Origin of the sequence: Frankia sp. AgB1.9 (genome assembly GCF_016786355.1) — a bacterium.
Classification (GTDB): Bacteria; Actinomycetota; Actinomycetes; order Frankiales; family Frankiaceae; genus Pseudofrankia.
Genome location: NZ_JADWYX010000032.1, coordinates 1 through 19,692, shown reverse-complemented (window position 1 = coordinate 19,692; position 19,692 = coordinate 1). Strand labels below are relative to the sequence as shown.

Annotated in this window: 13 protein-coding genes; 9 read left to right on the top strand and 4 right to left on the bottom strand. The window is 74.8% G+C overall.

The window, feature by feature from the left end:
• The first annotated feature begins 114 nt into the window (after positions 1–114).
• Both I6A60_RS14815 and I6A60_RS14810 read left to right on the top strand, forming a co-directional pair.
• On the top strand, positions 115–2,961 hold the full coding sequence (locus I6A60_RS14815) for a haloacid dehalogenase (RefSeq protein ID WP_203042261.1): 2,847 nt from the start codon (positions 115–117) through the stop codon (positions 2,959–2,961).
• Positions 2,958–5,678, top strand: a complete 2,721-nt coding sequence (locus I6A60_RS14810) for a class I SAM-dependent methyltransferase (protein ID WP_307873683.1) — start codon at positions 2,958–2,960, stop codon at positions 5,676–5,678. The genes I6A60_RS14815 and I6A60_RS14810 overlap by 4 nt, the downstream gene beginning before the upstream one ends.
• Positions 5,679–5,768: 90 nt before the next feature.
• Here I6A60_RS14810 and I6A60_RS14805 read toward each other — a convergent pair whose 3' ends face one another.
• From I6A60_RS14805 to I6A60_RS14790, 4 genes are all read right to left on the bottom strand, one after another.
• Positions 5,769–6,266: a MazG-like family protein gene (locus tag I6A60_RS14805; RefSeq protein ID WP_203015998.1), complete on the bottom strand. Its 498-nt coding sequence runs from the start codon at positions 6,264–6,266 to the stop codon at positions 5,769–5,771.
• Positions 6,267–6,315: 49 nt separating this feature from the next.
• Positions 6,316–9,126, bottom strand: a complete 2,811-nt coding sequence (locus tag I6A60_RS14800; RefSeq protein WP_203015997.1) for a WD40 repeat domain-containing serine/threonine protein kinase — start codon at positions 9,124–9,126, stop codon at positions 6,316–6,318.
• Between the two features lie 226 nt (positions 9,127–9,352).
• Entirely contained in the window at positions 9,353–11,383 is a 2,031-nt protein-coding gene (locus I6A60_RS14795) for a DUF2142 domain-containing protein (protein WP_307873682.1), read from the bottom strand.
• A 137-nt stretch (positions 11,384–11,520) separates the two neighbouring features.
• Positions 11,521–12,198 (bottom strand): DapH/DapD/GlmU-related protein, encoded by a 678-nt coding sequence (locus tag I6A60_RS14790; RefSeq protein ID WP_203015994.1) that lies wholly within the window; start codon positions 12,196–12,198, stop codon positions 11,521–11,523.
• Between the two features lie 435 nt (positions 12,199–12,633).
• Between I6A60_RS14790 and I6A60_RS14785 the strand changes: the two genes are divergently transcribed.
• The 7 genes from I6A60_RS14785 (at position 12,634) to I6A60_RS14755 (ending at position 19,672) form a co-directional block, all read left to right on the top strand.
• Positions 12,634–13,575, top strand: a complete 942-nt coding sequence (locus I6A60_RS14785; protein WP_203016033.1) for a glycosyltransferase family 2 protein — start codon at positions 12,634–12,636, stop codon at positions 13,573–13,575.
• A gap of 58 nt (positions 13,576–13,633) precedes the next feature.
• The gene (locus I6A60_RS14780) at positions 13,634–14,767 is read left to right on the top strand and encodes a glycosyltransferase family 4 protein (RefSeq protein ID WP_203016035.1); all 1,134 of its coding nucleotides are present in this window, start codon (positions 13,634–13,636) and stop codon (positions 14,765–14,767) included.
• Positions 14,768–14,803: 36 nt separating this feature from the next.
• Entirely contained in the window at positions 14,804–15,859 is a 1,056-nt protein-coding gene (locus I6A60_RS14775; RefSeq protein ID WP_307873680.1) for a methyltransferase domain-containing protein, read from the top strand.
• Positions 15,860–15,968: 109 nt separating this feature from the next.
• Positions 15,969–16,679: a class I SAM-dependent methyltransferase gene (locus I6A60_RS14770; protein WP_203015990.1), complete on the top strand. Its 711-nt coding sequence runs from the start codon at positions 15,969–15,971 to the stop codon at positions 16,677–16,679.
• Position 16,680: 1 nt separating this feature from the next.
• Positions 16,681–17,016: a hypothetical protein gene (locus tag I6A60_RS14765; protein WP_203015988.1), complete on the top strand. Its 336-nt coding sequence runs from the start codon at positions 16,681–16,683 to the stop codon at positions 17,014–17,016.
• Positions 17,017–17,029: 13 nt separating this feature from the next.
• The gene (locus I6A60_RS14760; protein WP_203015986.1) at positions 17,030–18,268 is read left to right on the top strand and encodes a glycosyltransferase family 1 protein; all 1,239 of its coding nucleotides are present in this window, start codon (positions 17,030–17,032) and stop codon (positions 18,266–18,268) included.
• Positions 18,269–18,541: 273 nt separating this feature from the next.
• Positions 18,542–19,672: a glycosyltransferase family 1 protein gene (locus I6A60_RS14755; RefSeq protein WP_013427179.1), complete on the top strand. Its 1,131-nt coding sequence runs from the start codon at positions 18,542–18,544 to the stop codon at positions 19,670–19,672.
• Positions 19,673–19,692 lie beyond the last annotated feature (20 nt).

The window sequence follows — 19,692 nt, the reverse complement described above, 5'->3', positions numbered from 1 at the left end:
TGCTACCTTCGCGCCTCCGGAGTCGGCCGGCTTCGGCCGGGCCGGCGCCGGCCTGCCGGAATGTGGCATCACCCGCTGTCGCGCGGCCTGTGACGGTGACCGGGGGTGGTGCGAGTGTTCGATGACGCGCGGCTCGGCCACGCCTGGTCGCACCTGGACTCCGGCGGCGCCGACGCCCTGTCCGTCGACGTCTTCGAGACGCTGCTGTGGCGGCTGGTTCCCGAGCCTGCCCACGCGTTCTTGCTACTGGGTGAACGGCTGGCGGCCGCGGGCCGGCTGCCACCCGACGTCACCGCCGGCCAGTTCGCGCACCTGCGGGTGCTCGCGGAGGCCCAAGCCCGTCAGCAGGTCCTGGCGAACCGCGGGGGCGCTGGCCGGGTGGGTGCCATCGGTTCCGGGGGCGGCACCGGTTCTCAGGGCTCCGGTTCTCAGAGCGCCGGGCATCCACGGCTGGACGAGATCTGGGCGCTGCTGCGTCCCGCCCTGCCCGGAGCCGGCGAGCTCGACTACCTGCTCGATGCGGAGCTGTCCGTCCTCCGGGCGATCTACCGGGTCGACCTCGACGCGGCGGAGCTCGTCGAGCTGGCCGCGCTCAAGCTGGGCCTGCCGGTCTACCTCGTCGCCGACACCTGCCTGTCCGGCGCGCAGCTCGACCGGCTGCTCGCCCGGGCGGAGCTGGCGGGCATCCCGTTCGCCGGGTTGTTCACCTCCGCCGACGTGGGCGTCGGACCGGCCGACGGCCTGCTCGACCACGTCGCCGCCGCCACCGGCACTCCGGCGGCCCGGCTCCTGCACCTGGCCGGCGACCCCACCGGTGCCGCCGAGGCGGGAGCCACCAGGCCCGCGACCTCCGCGCCGAACGTGACGGTGATCCGCCGGGGCGAGGCGACGGCCGAGCTGCGGGCGACCCTCGCGGCCGAGGGGCTGCTCGGTGATCCGGACGACGCCACCCCGGTCGACCCGGAATACGGCGACTTCGGGCTGACGGCGTTGCGCGCCCGGGTGCTGCACCGGACCGAGGCGACCGGGGTGCCGCGGGCGCTACGGCGGTTCTGGGACACCGGAGCCACGGTGTTCGGCCCGGTGTTCACGGGATTCGCCGAGTGGGTCGTGGAGCGGACCCAGGAGCTGGGCGCCCAGGAGGCGTTCTGCCTGATGCGCTCCGGGGAGTTCGTCGCCGGTCTGCTCGCCGGGCCCGGCCGGGACGCTGGCGTGACCGCCCGCCCGCTGTGGGCCTCGCGCGAGGTCTGCGCCCTGGCCAACGTCTTCGAGGCCTCCGCACCCGAGCTGCGGGCCTTCCTGGCCCATGCCGGCACCGGGCCGCCGCCCGGCGAGTCCGGGACCTCCACCGGGGCTGGCGGCGCGGTGGGCACCGTCGGCGCCCTGCTGCGCCGGCTTCGGGTGGACCTGGCCACCGTGCCCGGCATCTCCGCCCTGGCCGGGCGCCGGCTCGACGTGCCCGCGGGCCTGCTCGACGAGATCCTCGAGGAGCTGCTGGAGACGCTCAGCCACGACGACCGGATCCGCGGCGAGATCGTGCTGGCCGCCGAGCGGCTGCGCGAACGGTTCTTGCGCTACCTCGACGAGCGGCTACCCGACCGCGGCCCGGCCGTGCTGGTCGACCTCGGCTGGGACGGCACGACCCAGGTGCTGCTCGCCCGGCTGCTGGCCGCCACCGGCCGTGACGTCACCCCGGTCGGCCTCTACCTTGCGACCGGCCCGGCCGTCCACGCGCACCGGCTCGCCGGGCACCGGATGGAGGGCTATCTCGTCTCCGCCGGCCAGCCGGCCCGGCTCGCCGGCCAGCTGCTGCGTGCCCCGGCCGTCGTAGAGCAGGTCGCGATGGCCGATGCCGGTGCGCTGATCTCGTTCGACGAGGGGTCCACTCCGCTGCTCGGCCTCGGGCGGGCCAGCCGCACCCAGCTCGCGCAGCGTGGCGCCGTCCAGGACGGTGCTCGCGCCTTCCAACGGGAGTGGCTGCGTTACCGGGAGGCGCAGACCCCGGACGACGGGGACAGCGCGCTGCCATCGCTGTGCGGCGACGGCGCGCGGTTGGCGCTGCTGCGCACGCTCACCCGGTTCGTCGCCCGGCCGACCGCGGCGGAGGCGGCCGCCTTCGGCGCCTGGCGGCACGACGGGGACGGTCAGGGTCTCGTGCCGGCCGAGCTGATCCGGCGGATGCCCTACCTGAGCCCGGCCGGCCTGGCCGAGCTGCCGCCGCGGGAGGCGACCTGGCCGGCCGCCGTCGCCGCCGTCGCGAACCGGCCGCTGGCGCTCGTCACCGAGCTCGCCGTCGCGGCCGGCATCGACCCGCGCGAGCTTTCCGCGTCGGCCGCCGCGGGGCCCGTCGAGGTCTACGTCGACACGGGTGCCGACTTCGCCCGCGGCCCCAAGGCGACCGTGACGCCGTACGCCGGGCGGGACGGGCTGTCTCTCGTCCGGCTTCGGGTCGACGCGGTGGGCGCGCGCCGGGTCCGGATCGACCCGGCCGGCAGGCGCGGCCTGCTGCGGCTGGACTGGCTCACTCTCGGCTTCCACATCGTCGGCGCCGGCGAGCCGCGACAGTTCACGATCACCGCGTTCGAGGGTCCCGGCTCGCTGGAGACGGGCGAGTCCGACCGGAACGGCGGCAGTATCGCCGGCTCCGCCGCCGGATCGGCCGGGTTGGCCGGCCGTGGTCGAGGCGTTGTCCTGGGGCTGGTTGGGCTGCGAATACTCCAGCCCAACCTTGTCGAAGTCCTCGACGCTGACCCTCAACTCGTCTACAACCTGGATCTGCCGGGCATGCCCGAGCTGGGTGGCACGTACGCGATTGACGTCGAGTTCGCATTTGGGTGGATGGGGATCCGGGGGGACCCTGTGGCCGCCCCGGTACCCGCCGCCGCGGGTCCGGCCGCCGGACCGCAACTTCCCCGCCGGGCCGCCCGCCGGGTGATGCGACAGCTGGGAGGCCTGCGGTGAGCGACACGGCGACCGGAGGACCGGCCGGGCCTGAGCCCCCGGACGGCCCGTCCGAAGCGGCCGGACCGGCGCAGCCCCTGCCGGCCGGTGATGACGTGCCCCGGGCGGCCGAGCCCGACCGCCTGCCGATCGCGTCGACGGCACTGTCAGCCCGGCCCTACGTTCGTTCGGCCACCTCGGCCCAGGCCGAGGTCAACGGCGTTCCCGCGCCCGAGGCCCCGGCGGTCCAACGCCCCGTCGCCGGGCTGGCGGCCAAGGGCGACGGCCGTGACGAGGGCGCGTTGCGGGCCAGCTTCGCCGACCTCGCGGCCAGGGCCGCGCCAGGCGGACCGGGAGATCTCGCGGTCTACGGCCACCAGGGCCAGGGCCAGGTTGAACGGCACGACCCGGCGGCCGGTCCGGACGGGCCCACGCTGCTGCTGCGGTCCGTCGTGGACCTGCGCGAGGTGTGGGTGCCACTGCTGGCCGCGGCCGGGGCTCGCAGCATCGCCCTGCTCGGCACCGAGCAGGGCAAGACCACGGCGCTGCTCGTCGAGCTGCTGCGGGCCGGCGGCGGGGGCCGGCTGCTGGTCGTCGACCCGGAACCCGGGCGGGTCCCGGCGGCCGGGCGTGGCCTCGACATCGAGGTGGTCCGCGAATTCGGCGCCGCCGGTCTCGAGGATCACACCCCGACCGACGCCTACCTGATCGACGGCGACGCCAACTTCGCCACCGTCGCCAGGACGCTCGCGGCCGTCGCCGACGCGGTCCACGAGTTCGGCCGGGCCAGCTTCCCGTTGATCCTGCTGCACGACGTCGGCTGGCCCACCGGCCGGCGTGACCGCTACACCTCTCCGGACCGGCTCACCGGCGCCGACCGACAGCCCTTCACCTGGGACGCGGGCGTCACCTTCGACCGGGTCGACGCCGTTCCCGGTCGGGGCCTGCGCGGCGAGGGCGCCTACGCTTGGGCGCTCGCCGAGGGCGGCCCGCGCAACGGGGTGCGCTCCGCCGTCGAGGAGTTCGTCGCCGGGCATCCGGAGCTGCGGTTCTTCACCGTCGCGCCGATCTTCGGCCTCGGGATCATCGTCGACCGGCGGGCGCCGTACGCGGCCCGGATCGCCGAGCTGCTCGCGCCCTGGGTGTCGAACCCGCTGCTGGCCAGGCTGGAACGTAACCGGCTCGACCTGTACCTGCGGGTCGTCGCCCAGCGGGACGAGGCGCTCGCCAGCGCGCAGTCGCACCACCGGGACGTCTCGCGGCTCGACGCGGAACGGCTGCGGCTGATCGCGATCGACATCGAGAAGTCCGATCGGATCGCCGAGCTGGAACGGGCGCTGGCCGAGGAACGGACGACGACGGCCGACGCGCTGAACGCCCGGCTGGAGGAGCCACGCCTGGTCGCCGCCGCCCGGTCGGCCGACTCCCGGCTGCGGGCCCGGTTCGGGCGAGGCCCCAGCAAGCTGGAACAGGCGAGGGCCCGGCTGGCCGAGGAGGAGCGCCGCCGCCGTGACGGCGAGCCTGGCGCCCCGGACGGGGCTGACCGCCTCGCGCTGCCGGCGGGGGGCGGCGGGGGCGTCTACGGGGCCGGCACGGGCCGCGGCGGCCCGCGTGCGCTCCCGGCTGGGCCGGCGCCGCGCGAGTCCCCGGAGGGGGCCGGCCCGACCGTGAGCTGGGGCGCGTCACCTCCGGAGTCGGACGGGCCGGACGACCTCGGCCAGAACAACGCGGGCCCGAACGACGCTGGCTGGCTCGGTGTCGGTCAGGACGGTGCTGGTCAGGACGGTGCTGGTCAGGACGGTGCTGGTCAGGCAACCAGCCAGGACGCGACGTCTCAGCGGACCCGGGCCGGTGCCGGTCGCGAGGCGGCCGAGCGGCTTCGCGGGCGCCACCGCCTCCACCACGCCGCCCCCGAGCCCGACCTGCTCGGTGACGGTCGGGCCGAACAGACCTCCCGGCTGTGGACGCCCACTCGTACCTCGGCCTCCCCGTCACGCAAGGCGCCAGACGGGCCGACATCGGCCCCGGCGGGTCGGTCTCGCCGGACCACATCGCGTGACGTGGCCGCGCCGGCCGTGGCCCCGGCCCCTCCGGCCGTGGACCCCGCCCCACCGGCACCACCGGCGGCTCCGTCCAACGCGGCTCCTGCCAACCCTGCGCCAGTCCCGCCAGGGGCCGGAACAGGCGCGTTCCTGCTGCCGCCGGCCCCGGCGATGCTGCCCCCTTTTGAAACGATGGCAGCCGCTCCGCCCGTCCCACCGACGACCTCGGCGAAGGCCGCCGTGCCTGCGCCGTCCGCATCGTCGTCAGGCAGGTCGAGGCCAGGGGTGTCATCCTCAGCGGCGTCACCGCGCGGGGCGTCGCCGGTGAGCCCGTCATCGGCAAACCCGGCATCGGCAGGCTTGTCGCCGGCGGGCCCGCCACCGCCAGGTATGCCGCTGGCAGGCCCGTCGCTGGCAGAGGTCGCGGCAGCTGACGCTGGGCCGACCCCGGCGCCCGCGATGCCGATCCAGCCCGGCCAGCCGATCGCGGCGGGTCAGTCGATCCCGCCCGGTTCGACCGTCCGGCCCGTCCAACCCGGCCAGCCGGCCGAGTCGGGGGTTGCCGGCCAGTCTCAGCTTTTCGACCGCTCCGGCGTCCCTCGCCGCCGCCGGATGTCCGCGGCCGCGAACCAGGAACGCCACGAGCCGCGCCACCGCGCCCCCGGCCGCAACCACCACCCGGACCGCCCGTCCTAAGCGTCGACCGCCGGCTGTTGATCGCGGGTTCGGCCCTCGGCGGGTCGTGATCGGGGCGTTTCTACGACCACCTCAGGGCCTAAACGGGGATCACGGGCACGAAGGTGGTCGTGTCGCGGGACCGGCGAAGGGAGCTTCGCGGCGCGGGCCGGGCACCTGGTACGGGGGGCTGTTGGCGGGGTTGTAGCGCAGCCGCTCGGCGCCGTCGGACGTGCGCAACGCCTCCAGCCAGGTGAGGGCGATGGCGGCCACCTGGATCAGCTCGGCCCGCAGGTCGGCCGGGTCGGCGTTCTCGAGCATCGCCTTGGCGACCTCGCCGACCTCCTCGACGAGGACAGGCAGCCGAACCGCGTCCGGCATCGCCGGGTTCAGGATCGACCGTTCCCCGTGCTTGCGATACGCCCGCGCCGCCTCGGCCTCGACCGCCGCCACCGTCTCGGCGCTGATGGCCAGCACCGGGTGCGGCGAATGGGCCAGGTCCGGCGCACGTACGGGGTCCGGCAAGAGGGCCGGGTCCGGCGCACGTACGGGGTCCGGCAAGAGGGCCGGGTCCGGCGCACGTGCGGGGTCCGGCGAACGTCGCGTCATGCGCCGAGCGTAGGCAGCGGGCGGGCTGGCCGGGCGGGACGGCCCGCGGTCAGCAGGTGGGCCGGTACGGGACTTCGGGGACGTAACGCTGCCACTGGGACGAGTCGAGCTGGCTGGAGCGGTCGCGGCACGCGGCGGCGGTCAGCGCGTCGTCGGACAGCGGGGTCAGCCGGGCCGTGTGATCGGCGGAACCGGTGAGCAGGGACTGGCCGTCAGGGGTGAACGCGATCGACTCGATCCAGTCGGAGTGGCCGGCGAGTACCCCGGCCGCCGCGGGTTGACCCGGGGCAGTGAGGTCCCAGAGGTGGACGGTGCCGTCGCGGCCGGCGGTGGCCAGGGTCCGGCCGTCCGGGCTGAAGGCGACCGCCAGCACCCAGTGCGCGTCGGCCGGGATGGTGGCGACGGCCCGCGGGTGAGCCGGGTCGGTGACGTCCCAGAGCCGGGCGGTGCCGTCGTAGCCGGCGGTGGCGAGCTCACGGCCGTCGGGGCTGAACGCCAGCGCCCACACGTAGTCGGTGTGACCGGTCAGGGTGGCCAGGAGCGTCGGGCTGCTCGGGTCGGCGACGTCCCAGAGCCGGGTCGTGTGGTCGGTGCTCGCGGTGGCGAGCAGCCGGCCGTCCGGGCTGAACGCCACCTGCCTGACCCAGCCGGTGTGGCCGGTGAGCACGGCGAGCTGGACCGGGTCGGTGGGATCGACGACGTTCCAGACCCGCGCGGTGTCGTCGTAGCCGGCGGTGGCCAGCAGGTTCCCGTCCGGGCTGAACGCCACCGAGGCGACGTAGCCGTCGTGGCCGCGCAGGCTGGCGACCTTGCTGGGCCGGGTGGGGTCGCTGACGTCCCACAGCGTCGCGAGCCGGTTGTAGCCGGCGGTGGCGAGCAGGTTCCCGTCCGGGCTGAACGCGGCGGCGGTGACCCAGCCGTCCTCCTGGTCGATCACCGCGAGTGGGCGGGAGGAGCCGGCGTCCCTGACGTCCCAGAGGCGGATGCTGCCGTCGGCCGAGGTCGTGGCGGCGAGCCGGCCGTCGGGGCTGACCGCGACCCCGAGGACGGCGCCCGTGTGCCCGGTGAGCGGTGTGGCGGCCGCGGCCGCGAACGAGGTGCGCAGGCTCGCGCGGGCGGCCGGGGCCGGGCTGATCCGGAACGCGGCGAGGCTCAGCGCGTCGGCGAGCGCGGCGGCGGTCGGGCGGACCTGGTCGGCCGAGGCGGCGACGTCCGTCGCGATCGAGGCCGGAGTCGGGCTCTTCGTGGGGCCGTGCAGCAGGATCACCGGGATGAGGATCCCGATCAGCAGCAGCGCCAGCAGCGGTGTGACCAGCAGGGAGGCATGCCGCAGCCCGTCCCGCCAGGTACGTGTCCCCTTGCGGCCGGCGGGCGCGGGGTCGGGCTGGGCCGCCTCGCCGTCGACGCGCGGGCGGATCAGGGCCCGCAGGGTGGCCGCGAGGTGCGCGGCCTGGCCGGCGGTGGTCCCGGGCGCCGTGCCCGTCGAGGCGGTGGCTGCCAGGACGGCCGGGCCGGGGACCGCGGCGTCCCCGAGGTGGTTGGGATCTGGATGCGGGTCGGTGTCCACCAGTGCCGTGGAGGGTCCGGGCAGGGCACCCGAGCGGATCGCGTGACTGACCGCCGGGTCGAGGTGGGTCTGCGGGCCCATGCCGACGAGCTGGAGGAACAGCTCCTGAGCGGTGGGCCGGTCGGCCGGGTCCTTGCGCATCGCGTGCGTGACGATCGGGCGCAGCGCGGGGCCGAGGCCGTCCAGGTTCGGTTCGGTGTGGACGACGCGGTACAGCTGCACCGGCGTGGGCCCGTCCCCGAACGGCAGCACGCCCGTGCCCGCGTAGGTCATCAGCCCGCCCCAGGCGAAGATGTCCGCCGCCGCCGTCACCGGCTGGCCGTTGGCCTGTTCGGGTGCCATGAACGCCGGGGTGCCGATGCGCTGGATGTCGTGGCTGAGCACGCCATGCGCGTCGGTCGCCTGGGCGATGCCGAAGTCGATGACCCGCGGGCCGAGCGCGGAGAGGATCACGTTCGACGGCTTGAGGTCGCGGTGGACGAGCCCGGCTCCGTGGATCGCGGTCAGCGCGGCGGCGACGCTGACAGCCAGCCGCTCCAGATCGCCGGTGCGCAGCGGGCCGCCCGCCAGCACGGCCCGGGTCAGCGTCAGGCCGTCGATGTACTCCGTCACCAGGTAGGGCGGGCCGTTCGGCGGGTCGACGACCTCCAGCACCTCGGCGGTGCAGAACCGGGAGACCCGTCGGGCGACGTCCGCCTCGCGCAGGAACCGGGCCCGGAACTCGGGCAGCCGCGCCAGGTCGGCCCGGATCATCTTGATCGCGACCAGCCGTAGCTCGCCGTCGAGGCCGTGCGGCCCGATGGCCGTGTCCGCCCCCGCGACGCCCAGGTAGACGGTGCCCATCCCGCCTTCGCCGAGCCGGCCGACCAGCTGGTAGTCGCCAAGCTGCTCCGGGTCGTCCGGGGCCAGCGGCTCGGCGGCGACGGCTCCCAGCGGATACGTCGGATGCGTCGGAAGGGTGAGCTGCTGGGGCAGGGTCGGCGCCTGCTGGGCGAGGACGGGCGCGCGCCGCGGCGCGGTGAGCCCGAGGACGGCCTGCACGCTCGCCCGTGGCGCGGCGGCAGCCTCGCTCGGCGCGGCCGGCAGCGGCGCGCCTGGCTCGGCCGGGGGAGCGAGGGCCGTCTCTGCCCCCGTGACGTCGGCCTTCGCCGCGGTCCCCGAGTCGTCAGCCGCGGCCTGGTCTGCGGCGGCCTGGTCTGGGGCGGCGGTCCCGGCCGTTCCGGCTCCGGTGCTGGGCGACGGCTGCGTGCGTGCCGCCGGGACGGCGAGCGCCTGGCGCTGGTTGCGGCGCACGGACCCCCCCGACCGAGCCGGCAGACCTCCCCCGGACAGGTCCTCAGTCTGCGACCCGACCCTCGACGCCGTATCGCCACCGGTCAGTTGCTGAAAGTAGTTCCTGTTTGCGCTCAGCCAGAGTTGGCCGGCTACCTAGCGCGCCCTGGGCGGATTCGTGACCATCGCGGAGGAGTCGGTGGCCTCCGGCGCCTGTGGCCCGGTCAGCTGACGGACGGTGGGCGGCTTAGGCGCGTCGGTGCCGGTGTGCGCCAGGCACACGGGGTGCGGCCGCGTCGCCGGGCGGCACCGTTCCCGTCGCGGTGCCCGGCGTCGGGGTGGCACCGGAGGGCGGTGCGGCATCAGGGGTCGGCGCGGAGTCGGCCGGCTGAGTGGCGGCGGCCGGGTCGGTGCCGTTGTCGGGCGCGGGGAGACCGGCGCCGAACCAGTCATAGCCACTCGGCTCGCCGGCGTGGCCCGCGATCAGGTCGCCGAGCGGGACCCCGGCCGGCGTGGCCGGCTCGCCGGGGTCGCGCGGGTCGGGGCGGACCGCGAACACGACGGCCCAGACGACCGTCGCCACGAGCCCGAGCGCCAGCAGCCCGAAGGCGACCTCGGCCGCGACCGCCGGCCACGGAGACCAGGCGAGCATGCTGTCCAGCCCGGTCCTCGGGCTGCCCTTCGGGCCCTCCCACCAGCGCGGGAACACGGCGTGCACGGCCAGCGCCTGCATCGTGACCGCCGCGGCGAGCACCAGCGCCGGGGTGAACCGGGTGAATCTCCCGAGCGACGCCGCACCAGCGCCCACCAGGACGGCGAGCGCCGCGAGACCCGCGAACAGGTACCGGCCGGAGACGCCGGAGACGTAGAACGACTTGTGGAAGTGCAGCGCGGACTGCAGCGTCATCAGGGCGAACAGCCCCACCGTCGGCCACAGCATGCAGAGCAGGTCGACCCGGCGGTCCGCGCGGCGTGCCTGGACGATGGCGACGGCCAGGAGGACGGCGACGGTCGCGGTGCCGATCCGGGCCGCGAGCTCCGGCACGCTCACCTCGAACCAGCCGAAGTCGCCCCACCACCGCAGGATCGTTCCGTTGACCAGCACGTCGGTGAACTCCGACCAGCCGGACAGCTTCGTGCCCGGGACGAAGCCCGGCGTCGACGGCTGGAACGTGTGGTAACGGACGAGGTTGACGACGAACCACCAGGCACCGGCCGCGAGCGCCGTGAGCGAGCCGAGCAGCAGCGGCCACCAGGGGAACCGGGCGGCCCGCGCGGGCACGGTCGGGTCGGTCGCGGCGTCGGCCAGCAGGAACGGCGCGTCAACCTTCGCGGGGCCGGGCCCGCCGGCCGGCCCGGCAACGGAGCCTGGGGCGGCCGCGAGCGTCTGGGCATCGGCGACCGCCCGGCGGCCGCGCCGCCAGGCCAGCAGGTAGGCGGCCACCGCCAGCGGAACGAACACGACGCCCAGCGACTTCGAGAACATCGCCAGGCCGATGAACGCGCCGGTCCACAGGCCGGTACGGATCGAGGTGTCGCCGCGCAGCACGAAGCAGATCGCGAGCGTCGCGAGCGAGCCGGTCAGGACCAGCAGGGCGTCGTTGTTCACGCTCGACCCGACATGGGTGAGCATCGGGATCCCCAGCGGGACCAGCGCGGCGACCCGGGCCGCCGCCCGGCTCTCGGTCAGCCGGTCGGCGCAGGCCCAGGCCACCAGCGGCAGCGGGGCGACCATGAGCACGCTCATCAGGCGCAGCAGCCCGATGACCAGGTCGAAGCGCAGATCCTGCGGGGCTCCAGGCAGGGCCTTGAGCAGGCCGGCGCCGACCAGGTAGTACAGCGGTGGGTGCTGCATCATCTGCTGCACGTCGGGCAGTGGCTGGCCGGGCTTCGGGAGCTCACGCCACTCGGGCCGGTCGGCGCGCGGGGTGGCGTCCGCCTTGCTGAACGGGCCGGGGACCAGCAGGTACGGCTTCGCGCGGGTGCCGACCGGAGCGGCGGCCAGTGAGCCCACCGTCTCCGGGGAGACCGTGGCGTGCCCGACAGGTGGCCAGCCCTTGCCTTCGGCCAGCCGCATCACGGCGTCGACGTGATGCGGCTCGTCGGGCGCGTGGTACTGCGGGACCAGCACCGACCAGCTGCTCAGCAGCAGCGTGAACAGAACCGTGATCAGCCAGATGGGCGCGGGCACCCGGCGCAGCACCCGCCACGGGCGCAGCCGGACCTCGGGCCGCAGCAGCTGACGGGCGGCGGCGAGCTCCTGGCTCCGGACTGCCACGACTGCGGACACGCTAGAAGACCCCCGAGACGACGGACGCCTGCCATCGTAGGGGCGCGACAGCCCGTTGACCTCGCCGGTTGTCACCCGATCCGCCCTATGAGCGCGCAACGTCCAGGGAATCGGATCGGCGGGGCTCAGCTCCAGGCGTCGGCGGTGCCGATGCTCTTCGCGGGTGATCCGGCGACGATGGTCTTGGCCGGGACGTCCTTGGTCACGACCGCGCCGGCGGCGATGATGGCGCCCTCGCCGATCGTGACGCCCTTCAGCACGATCGCCCCGGCGCCGATCCAGACATGGTCCTCGATGACGATCGGCGCGCTCTGCGGCTGCGGCACCCCGTCGACGACGATCGGGTGGAAGTCGTTGTCCAGGAGCTGGGTGTTCCACGAGATCGTGCAGTGCTCGCCGATCGACACCCGGTCCCGGACCAGGATCTTCGCGAAGCCGTTGATGTTCGTGCCATGCCCGATCTGCAGCAGGCCGGAGTCGACGACGACCCGCACACCGCGCTGCATCGACACGACGCCCTCGCAGCGCAGCCGGCCCTCGGGGTGCACCCGCACCACCGAGGTGTCGTGCTTGCTGGACAGGCCGAACGACCCGAGGCCGACCCGCAGCACCCCGTCGCCGGGCCTGAACTCGAACCGCTCGTGGCCCTCGATGACGGTCCGCGAACCGGTCCAGATCGGCTTGCCGTAGGCCAACGGGTAACGCAGCCCCGTGACCAACGCGACCGCCGAGGTCTCGCGGCCCGCGTGCAGGGACCGGACGTGCTGGACGTACTCCCGCAGATCACTCCTGAACGCACCCACGTTCCCACAGTAGGCGCCGGGATGCCGCCCTGGCTCACCGGGGCCGGGTGAGCTGGCCGCCGAGCCCGTCGCGCGCCCGCGGCGTGGGCAGGGCCACGTCTCGACTACACTCCGTTGCGCTAACTAGGCCATAGCGTGTTCACGGCCCGCCCAACGTCCGGAGCCGCCTCACACCGTGTCACGCTGCATGGGGCATCGCGACGCGCGGGCCAGAGTTCGCCTGTGCCACCGCGGCTCGCCAGTGCCTTCTCCGGCCGGCCGCCTGCCAGGCCGGCTGACGCGGGCCGGGGCTCGGCTGGCCGAGGCCGCCGCGGGCACGGCGTTTCCAGGGGCCTCGCTTGGGCCTCCGCGGGCGCGGGCCGCACATCTCCACATGCAACCGGGAGTCAGACCGACGTGAGTGTCAGCGCAATCCGCCAGCCGCAGCCATCGGACATGTCTCTGATCACCGAGCCGGGCGACGACGAGCAGTTCTCGATCCAGCGCGACGCGCCGTACGTCACGGTCGTGCTGCCCTGCTACAACGAGCAGGACCACGTCGTCCTGGAGCTCGAGCGGATCACCGCGGCGATGGACGCGAGCCGGTACAGCTACGAGCTGCTGGTGATCGACGACAAGTCCACCGACGGCACGCTGGCCGTGCTGCACGAGGTCGTGCCCCGGTTCCCGAAGATGCGGCTGATGCCGTTCCGCCGCAACGGCGGTTCCGGCACGGCCCGGCGGATCGGCACCCAGGAGGCGCGCGGCCAGATCGTCGTCTGGACCGACGCGGACATGACTTACCCGAACGAGCGCATCCCGGAGTTCGTCAAGTACCTCGACGACAACCCGGACGTCGACCAGGTCGTGGGCGCCCGCAAGACGGAGGAAGGCACCCACAAGTGGGCCCGGGTGCCGGCGAAGTGGTTCATCCGGATGGTCGCGTCCCGGCTGGCCGGGATGCGGATCCCGGACCTGAACTCGGGCCTGCGGGCGTTCCGGCGCGAGGTCTCATTGCCCTACCTGCGGCTGCTGCCGCCCGGGTTCTCCTGCGTCACGACGATCACGATGGCGTTCCTGTCCAACCAGCACCCGGTCGACTACATCCCGATCGACTACGCGAAGCGGGCCGGGAAGTCGAAGTTCCACCCGTTCAAGGACGCTCGGCGCTACATCCTGCAGGTCCTGCGGATGGTCATGTACTTCGACCCGATCAAGGTGCTGATGCCGGTCGCCTTGTGGATCATGGGTCTCGGCTTCGTGAAGCTGATCTATGACGTCAGCCGCTACAACTTCCACGTCACCACCTCGACGGTGCTGGCGATCCTGGTCGGCTTCCAGATCGCCGTGCTCGCGCTGATCGGCGACCTGGTCGCCCGCTCCCGTGGCAGCAACTGACGAGACGGGCCCGGCCGGGAGCGGCCCGTCCGCCCGGCCCGGCCCGCCGTCTCGGCGGATCACGATCATCGGGCCGACCCACCCGTACAAGGGTGGGATCGCCCAGCACACCACCGAGCTCGCCCACCGGTTGGCGGCCCGGGGCCATGACGTGCGGATCGAGTCCTGGTCGGCGCAGTACCCGGCGCGGCTCTACCCGGGCCAGCAGCGCGTCGAGGCGCCCGAGATGGAGCCCTTCGCCCCGACCCGGTACCCGCTGTCCTGGCGGCGCCCGGACGGCTGGGTGCGGCTGGGCCGCCGGCTGAGGGCCGGCACCGACGTCGTGGTCCTCGTGGTGGTCACCCCGATCCAGGCGCCCGCCTACCTGGGCATCCTCACCGGACTCGGCGCGCGCGGCGGGCGCCGGGCCGGCTCGCCGGCGGTGGTGGCCCTCTGCCACAACGTGCTGCCGCACGAGCGGCGGGCGGTGGACGAGCCGCTGACCCGGGCCGTGCTGCGCCGGGCCGACGCCGTGCTGGTCCACACCGACGCAGAGGCCACCCGCGCCGCCACGCTGACCACCGCGCCCGTCCGGGTCGCCGCGATGGCCCCCCATCTGTGGGCCGCCGAGACCCGTCGCGTCCACCCGTCGCCCTCTCGTCCCGAGACCCGCCTGGACGAGCCGACGCGGCGGCTGCTGTTCTTCGGGCTGGTCCGGCCCTACAAGGGACTGGACGTGCTGCTGCGGGCACTCGCGGCCGGGCCGGAGGACGTCGCGCTGACGGTCGCCGGCGAGTTCTGGGGCGGGGCGGAGCAGACCCGGGCACTCGTCGCCGAGCTGGGCCTGGCCGGTCGGGTCGAGCTGCGGCCCGGCTACGTCGACGCGGCCGACGTGCCAGGCCTGTTCGCCGCCGCCGACGCGCTCGTGCTGCCCTACCGGGCCGGGACCGCGTCGCAGAACGTCGACCTCGCGCACCTGCACGGCCTGCCGGTCGTGGCCACGACCGTCGGCACCCTGCCCGCGGCGGTCGCCGACGGTGTCGATGGCCTGTTGGTGGCACCGGACGACCCGGCCGCGCTGGCCGCCGCCCTGCGCCGGCTCTACGAGCCGGGTGTGCTGGCCGCGCTGACGGCGAAGGTCCGGCCCCCGGACACGACCGGCGGCTGGGATCGATACCTCGACGTCCTGATGGGCGCCGTTCGAGTGCAATAGGTAAGCGTTTGAGTGCGCTTCGTACTCTCACCGATTGTGAAAGCATCAACACGTAGTGCGGCGGCGGGGCGGGCGCGAACCCGTCGAACCAGGACACGGACGGGCGCCTGGGCCTCGCGCGGGCGCGACGCGCCGGCGTCGAACGGGCGGGACGCGCCCGAGCCGAAGGAGCGGGACGCTCGGGCGTCCAACGGGCGGAACGCGCGGGCGTCGAATGGGCGGGACGCCCAGAGGCGCGGGCGCCAGCTCGCCTACTCCGAGCTGGAGCCGCGGTCGCTGGACGAGTTCACCCGGCGGCGCAAGGCCCGCAAGCTGATCGCCGTGCTCGCCCACTTCCTCGGGCGCGACGGCGAGGGGGCGCAGGCGTTGGCCGGGCTTCGGGTGCTCGACATCGGCTGCTCCGCCGGGTTCATCTGCGACGAGCTCGCCGCGGCCGGCGCCGAGGTGACCGGGGTCGACATCGACTCGGCCGGGCTGCGCCGCGCCAGGGCCCGGTTCTCCCGCCGGGCCAGGTTCATCCAGGCCGACGGCCTGGCGCTGCCGCTGGCCGACGGCACCGTGGACGTCGTCGTGCTGAACCACATCTACGAGCACGTCGTCGACGCGGACGTGCTGCTCGCCGAGGTACGCCGGGTGCTCGCCCGGGACGGGCTCGCCTACCTCGGGCTGGGCAACCGCCTCGGGGTCATGGAGCCGCACCACGGGCTGCCGCTGCTGTCCTGGCTGCCGCCCGGCCTGGCCGACCGCTACCTGCGGGCGGCGGGCCGCGGTGAGCACTACTACGAGCGCTACCGCTCCCGGCCGGGCCTGCGCCGGATGCTGGCCCGAGCCGGCCTGCGGGCCTGGGACTACACCGTGCCGGTGCTGCTCGCTCCCGAGGCGTTCCACGCCGAGGCCGACCTGCCGCCGGGCGGCCCGGCCCGGGGACTCCTGCGCGCGGTGACCGCGCCCGGGCGACTGCCGGCCCCGGCCCGAGCCTGGCTGGCCCGCGCCGCCCTGCCGCTGGCTCCGACCTACCTGTGGGTCGCCACCCCGGGCTCCCGGGGCCCGGCCGGCCACACCCTGCCCGGCGGTCCCCAGCCGGTCACGTGACGGCTCATCTGCTGATCCGCGCCGAGGGCAGGCCGGGGGTGCGCGCCCGCCCCGGCGCGGCGACCGACCCGCCACGGCCGCTGATCGGGGCGGCGGGCAGACTGGAGTCATGAGTTCGCTGCGTGACGACACCCTGGCGTACTTCGGTCACCAGGTGCACGTGATGCGCCGCCGCGAGGTCGGGACCCTGTTGGGCTGGGCCGGCGACCTGACCGGGCGCACCCTGCTGGACGTCGCCGGCGGTGACGGCTACTGGGCCGGCCAGGCGATCCGCCGCGGCGCCCGAGCGGTCTGCCTCGACCTGGCCCGCAACAAGCTCGAGTTCGGCCAGAAGCTGCGCGGCCACCCGGGCCTCGTCGAGGGCGACGCCCTGACGCTGCCGTTCGCGGACGGCTCCTTCGACGTCGTCATGTCGGTGTGCGCCATCGAGCACTTCGACGACGGAGCCGCCGCGCTCGCCGAGATGGCTCGGGTGCTGCGCCCGGGCGGTGACCTGGTGATGTCCGCCGACGCGCTCACCAGGGCCGACCGCTGGCCCGACAAACTGGCCCACCACCGCGAGCGTTACCACGTGAAGCACGCCTATCCGGCCGAGACGCTGACCAAGCTGCTCGACGCCGCCGGCCTGGACGTGAAACGCCAGACCCACATGTTCCGGTCCGAGCGGGCCGAATGGCTGTACATGACGCTGTCCGCCAAGGGCGGCAAGGCGGGCTGGAACGCCGCGGCCCCGCTGTCCCCGCTGGTCGCGCTGGCCGATCGGCGGGCCCCGGACGACGGCGGCAGCGTGGTGCTCACGCACGCCCGTCGGCGGGCCTGACGTGCGGGCCCAGCGGGCGCTCGCCATCCTGCTGACCGTGCTGTTCTTCGGCCTGGTCGTGTTCGGCCTCGGCGCGCTGTTCGCGGTCTTTCACGAGCGGACCTGGGGCTACGTGATCGGCGGGTTCGCCTGCGTCGTGATGGTCTACGCCGGGATCAACTCGCTGCGCGGGTCCGACGGCCCCAGCCCGCGGCCGGGCACCGGCAAGGCGGCCGATGGCTCCGGGGGCGGCAAGCCCGCAGGCAAGGGCGGCACGGGTGGCAAGACCGCTGGTGGGCGCGGGAAGAACTCCGCCGGCGCCGGTTCCGACCGTTCCGGTCGAACCGGGCGACGCTGAGGAGGGCCGACCGGTGCGGGTGGGTTTCCTAGTCGAACAGGTACTGGCGCCGGTGCCAGGTGGCACCGGGCGTTACTCGGCGGAGTTGGCCGCCGCGCTGGCCCGGACCGCCGCCCCCGGCGACGGGGTCACCGGCTGGTGCGCGTGGCGCCCGGAACGCCGCGCCGCGCCGCCGAAGGGGCCGGTGGCCAGGCTCGGCCGCCAGTTGCTGGACCGGCGCCCGGGCAGCCAGGGGCCGGTGGCCGAGGACGCGCTGATTCCCGGGGTGCTCGGCCCGCTGCGGCTGCCGCTGGCCCGGCGGGCGCTGGCGACGGCCTGGGCCCGTGGCGTCGGCCCTACGCCCACCGGCGTGGATGTCGTGCATGCCCCGACGCTGCTGGTGCCGCCCCGGCGCCGTGGCACGGCCCTGGTCGTGACGATCCACGACGCCGTCCCCTGGACCCACCCGCGCACGCTGACCCCGCACGGCGCCCGCTGGCATCAGGAGATGGGCCAGCGGGCCGCCCGCACCGCCGACGCGATCGTCGTGCCGACCCATGCCGTCGCCGCGGACCTTCGCGCCCATCTGCGGGTGCCCGACAGCCGGGTCCACGTCATCGGCGAGGGCGCGAGCGACGCGGTGCTCCGAGTCGGCCCGGACGCCGACGAGCGAGCTAGGCGGCTCGGCCTGCCGGCGGGCGGCTATCTACTGACGCTCGCGACGCTGGAGCCCCGCAAGGGCCTGGAGGTCGCGCTCGCCGCGCTCGGGATGCTGACCGGCGGCGCCGTCGACCTGCCGCTGCTGCACGTCGGGCAGCCCGGCTGGGGCGTCCTGGACGCCGCGGCGGAGGCCGCCAAGCTGGGCGTCGGCGAGGGCCGGTTCCGCTCTCTTGGACGGATCGACGACGCGGACCTCGCGGTCGTGCTGTCGCGGGCCAGCGTGCTCGTCATGCCGTCCCGGTCGGAGGGCTTCGGCCTGCCGGCGATCGAGGCGATGGCGCACGGGGTGCCGGTCGTGGTCTCCGACGTGCCCGCGCTCGTCGAGGTCACCGGCCCGGCCGCGCTGGTCGTGCCGATCGACAACCCGACCGCGCTGGCCGACGCCGTCAGCCACATCCTGACCAATCACGCCCTGCGCGGGCGGCTGTCGCGGACCGGACGCGAGCGGGCGGAAGGCTTTAGCTGGATTGAGGCGGCGCGCGCGTGCTGGGCGCTCTACCGTCGAGTCAGCGGTTTCCCAGCCGTGTCCGTCGCCGGTGACGGGCGGGCGTAGTGTTGCCCCGGTTGTATACGCCGGGCACGGAGGTCACCTGTCCCGGCCCACCGCGAACGCGGATGGGCGGGGGCCTGTGGTCGCCGGGCCCGTGGCGGGTACGGCCACAGAAGTGGGCTGTCGGGGCGCGATCAGATGACGCGCCCTCGCCGGCCTGACCTCTCGCGCACGGCCAGCCCGCGTGGTTGCGGCGGCTCGGCGCGCAGGACCAAGCTGGGCTACTGACCCGGATACAGATTCGAGCAGGCAGACGTCTGGGTGGGAAGGAGCGCCGTGGGACCCCGGGTGCTCGTCGACGCCACCGCGGTTCCGGCGGATCGCGGCGGTGTCGGGCGCTATGTCGATGGGCTGGTCGCCGCCTTGGGCGCGGCCGGCGCCGATCTGGCGCTCGTGTGCCAAAGGTCGGACGAAGAACGCTACAGTCGGATGGCTCCGGATGCCACCGTTATGTCTGGTCCGGCGGCGATCGCGCACCGGCCGGCGCGTCTGGCCTGGGAACAGACCGGGCTTCCGCTGGTGGCCGAGCAGGTCGCAGCCGACGTGATCCACTCGCCGCACTACACGATGCCCCTGCGGGCGCAGCGGCCGGTGTGCGTGACGATCCACGACGTGACGTTCTTCACCGAGCCGGAGATGCACACCGCCGTCAAGGGCACTTTCTTCCGCTCGGCGATGCGCACCGCCGTCCGCAAGGCCAACCGGATCATCGTCCCGTCCAAGGCGACCCGCGACGAGCTCGTCCGGGTCCTGGACGGCGAGTCGACGACGACCGACGTGGCCTACCACGGCGTCGACACGGCGACGTTCCACCCGCCGACGGAGGAGGACCGGCGCCGGGTGCGCATGCGCCTCGGCCTCGGCGACCGCCGGTACGTGGCCTTCCTCGGCATGCTGGAGCCGCGCAAGAACGTGCCGAACCTGATCCGGGCCTGGGCCGAGGCGGTGCACTGGCGCGACGAGCCACCGGCGCTGGTGCTCGCGGGCGGCTCCGGCTGGGACGACGAGGTGGACGCGGCCGTCGCGGCGGTGCCCAGCCACCTGCGGGTGCTGCGGCCCGGCTACCTGCGTTTCGCCGACCTGCCCGGCTACCTGGGCGGGGCCGAGCTGGTCGCCTACCCGTCCCACGGCGAGGGCTTCGGCCTGCCCGTGCTGGAGGCGATGGCCTGCGGCGCTCCGGTGCTGACCACGCCCCGGCTGTCGCTGCCTGAGGTGGGCGGCGACGCCGTCGCCTACACCCAGCCGGACGTCGACTCGATCGCCCGCGAGCTGGGCTCGCTGCTCGACGACGCCGAGCGGCGTTCGCAGCTGTCCGCCGCGGGCCTGGCCCGAGCCGGCGAGTTTACCTGGGCCGCCAGCGCCGACGCCCACCTGGCCAGCTACGCCCGCGCGGTCGCAGAGGCTTAGCGGCCGGAAAGGGCGCGGAG

Bases quoted from the DNA above. Each gene is read 5' to 3' on its own strand.
- I6A60_RS14805 (WP_203015998.1), bottom strand. From the start codon at position 6,266: ATGACGCGACGTTCGCCGGACCCCGCACGTGCGCCGGACCCGGCCCTC.
- I6A60_RS14785 (WP_203016033.1), top strand. From the start codon at position 12,634: ATGTCTCTGATCACCGAGCCGGGCGACGACGAGCAGTTCTCGATCCAG.
- I6A60_RS14770 (WP_203015990.1), top strand. From the start codon at position 15,969: ATGAGTTCGCTGCGTGACGACACCCTGGCGTACTTCGGTCACCAGGTG.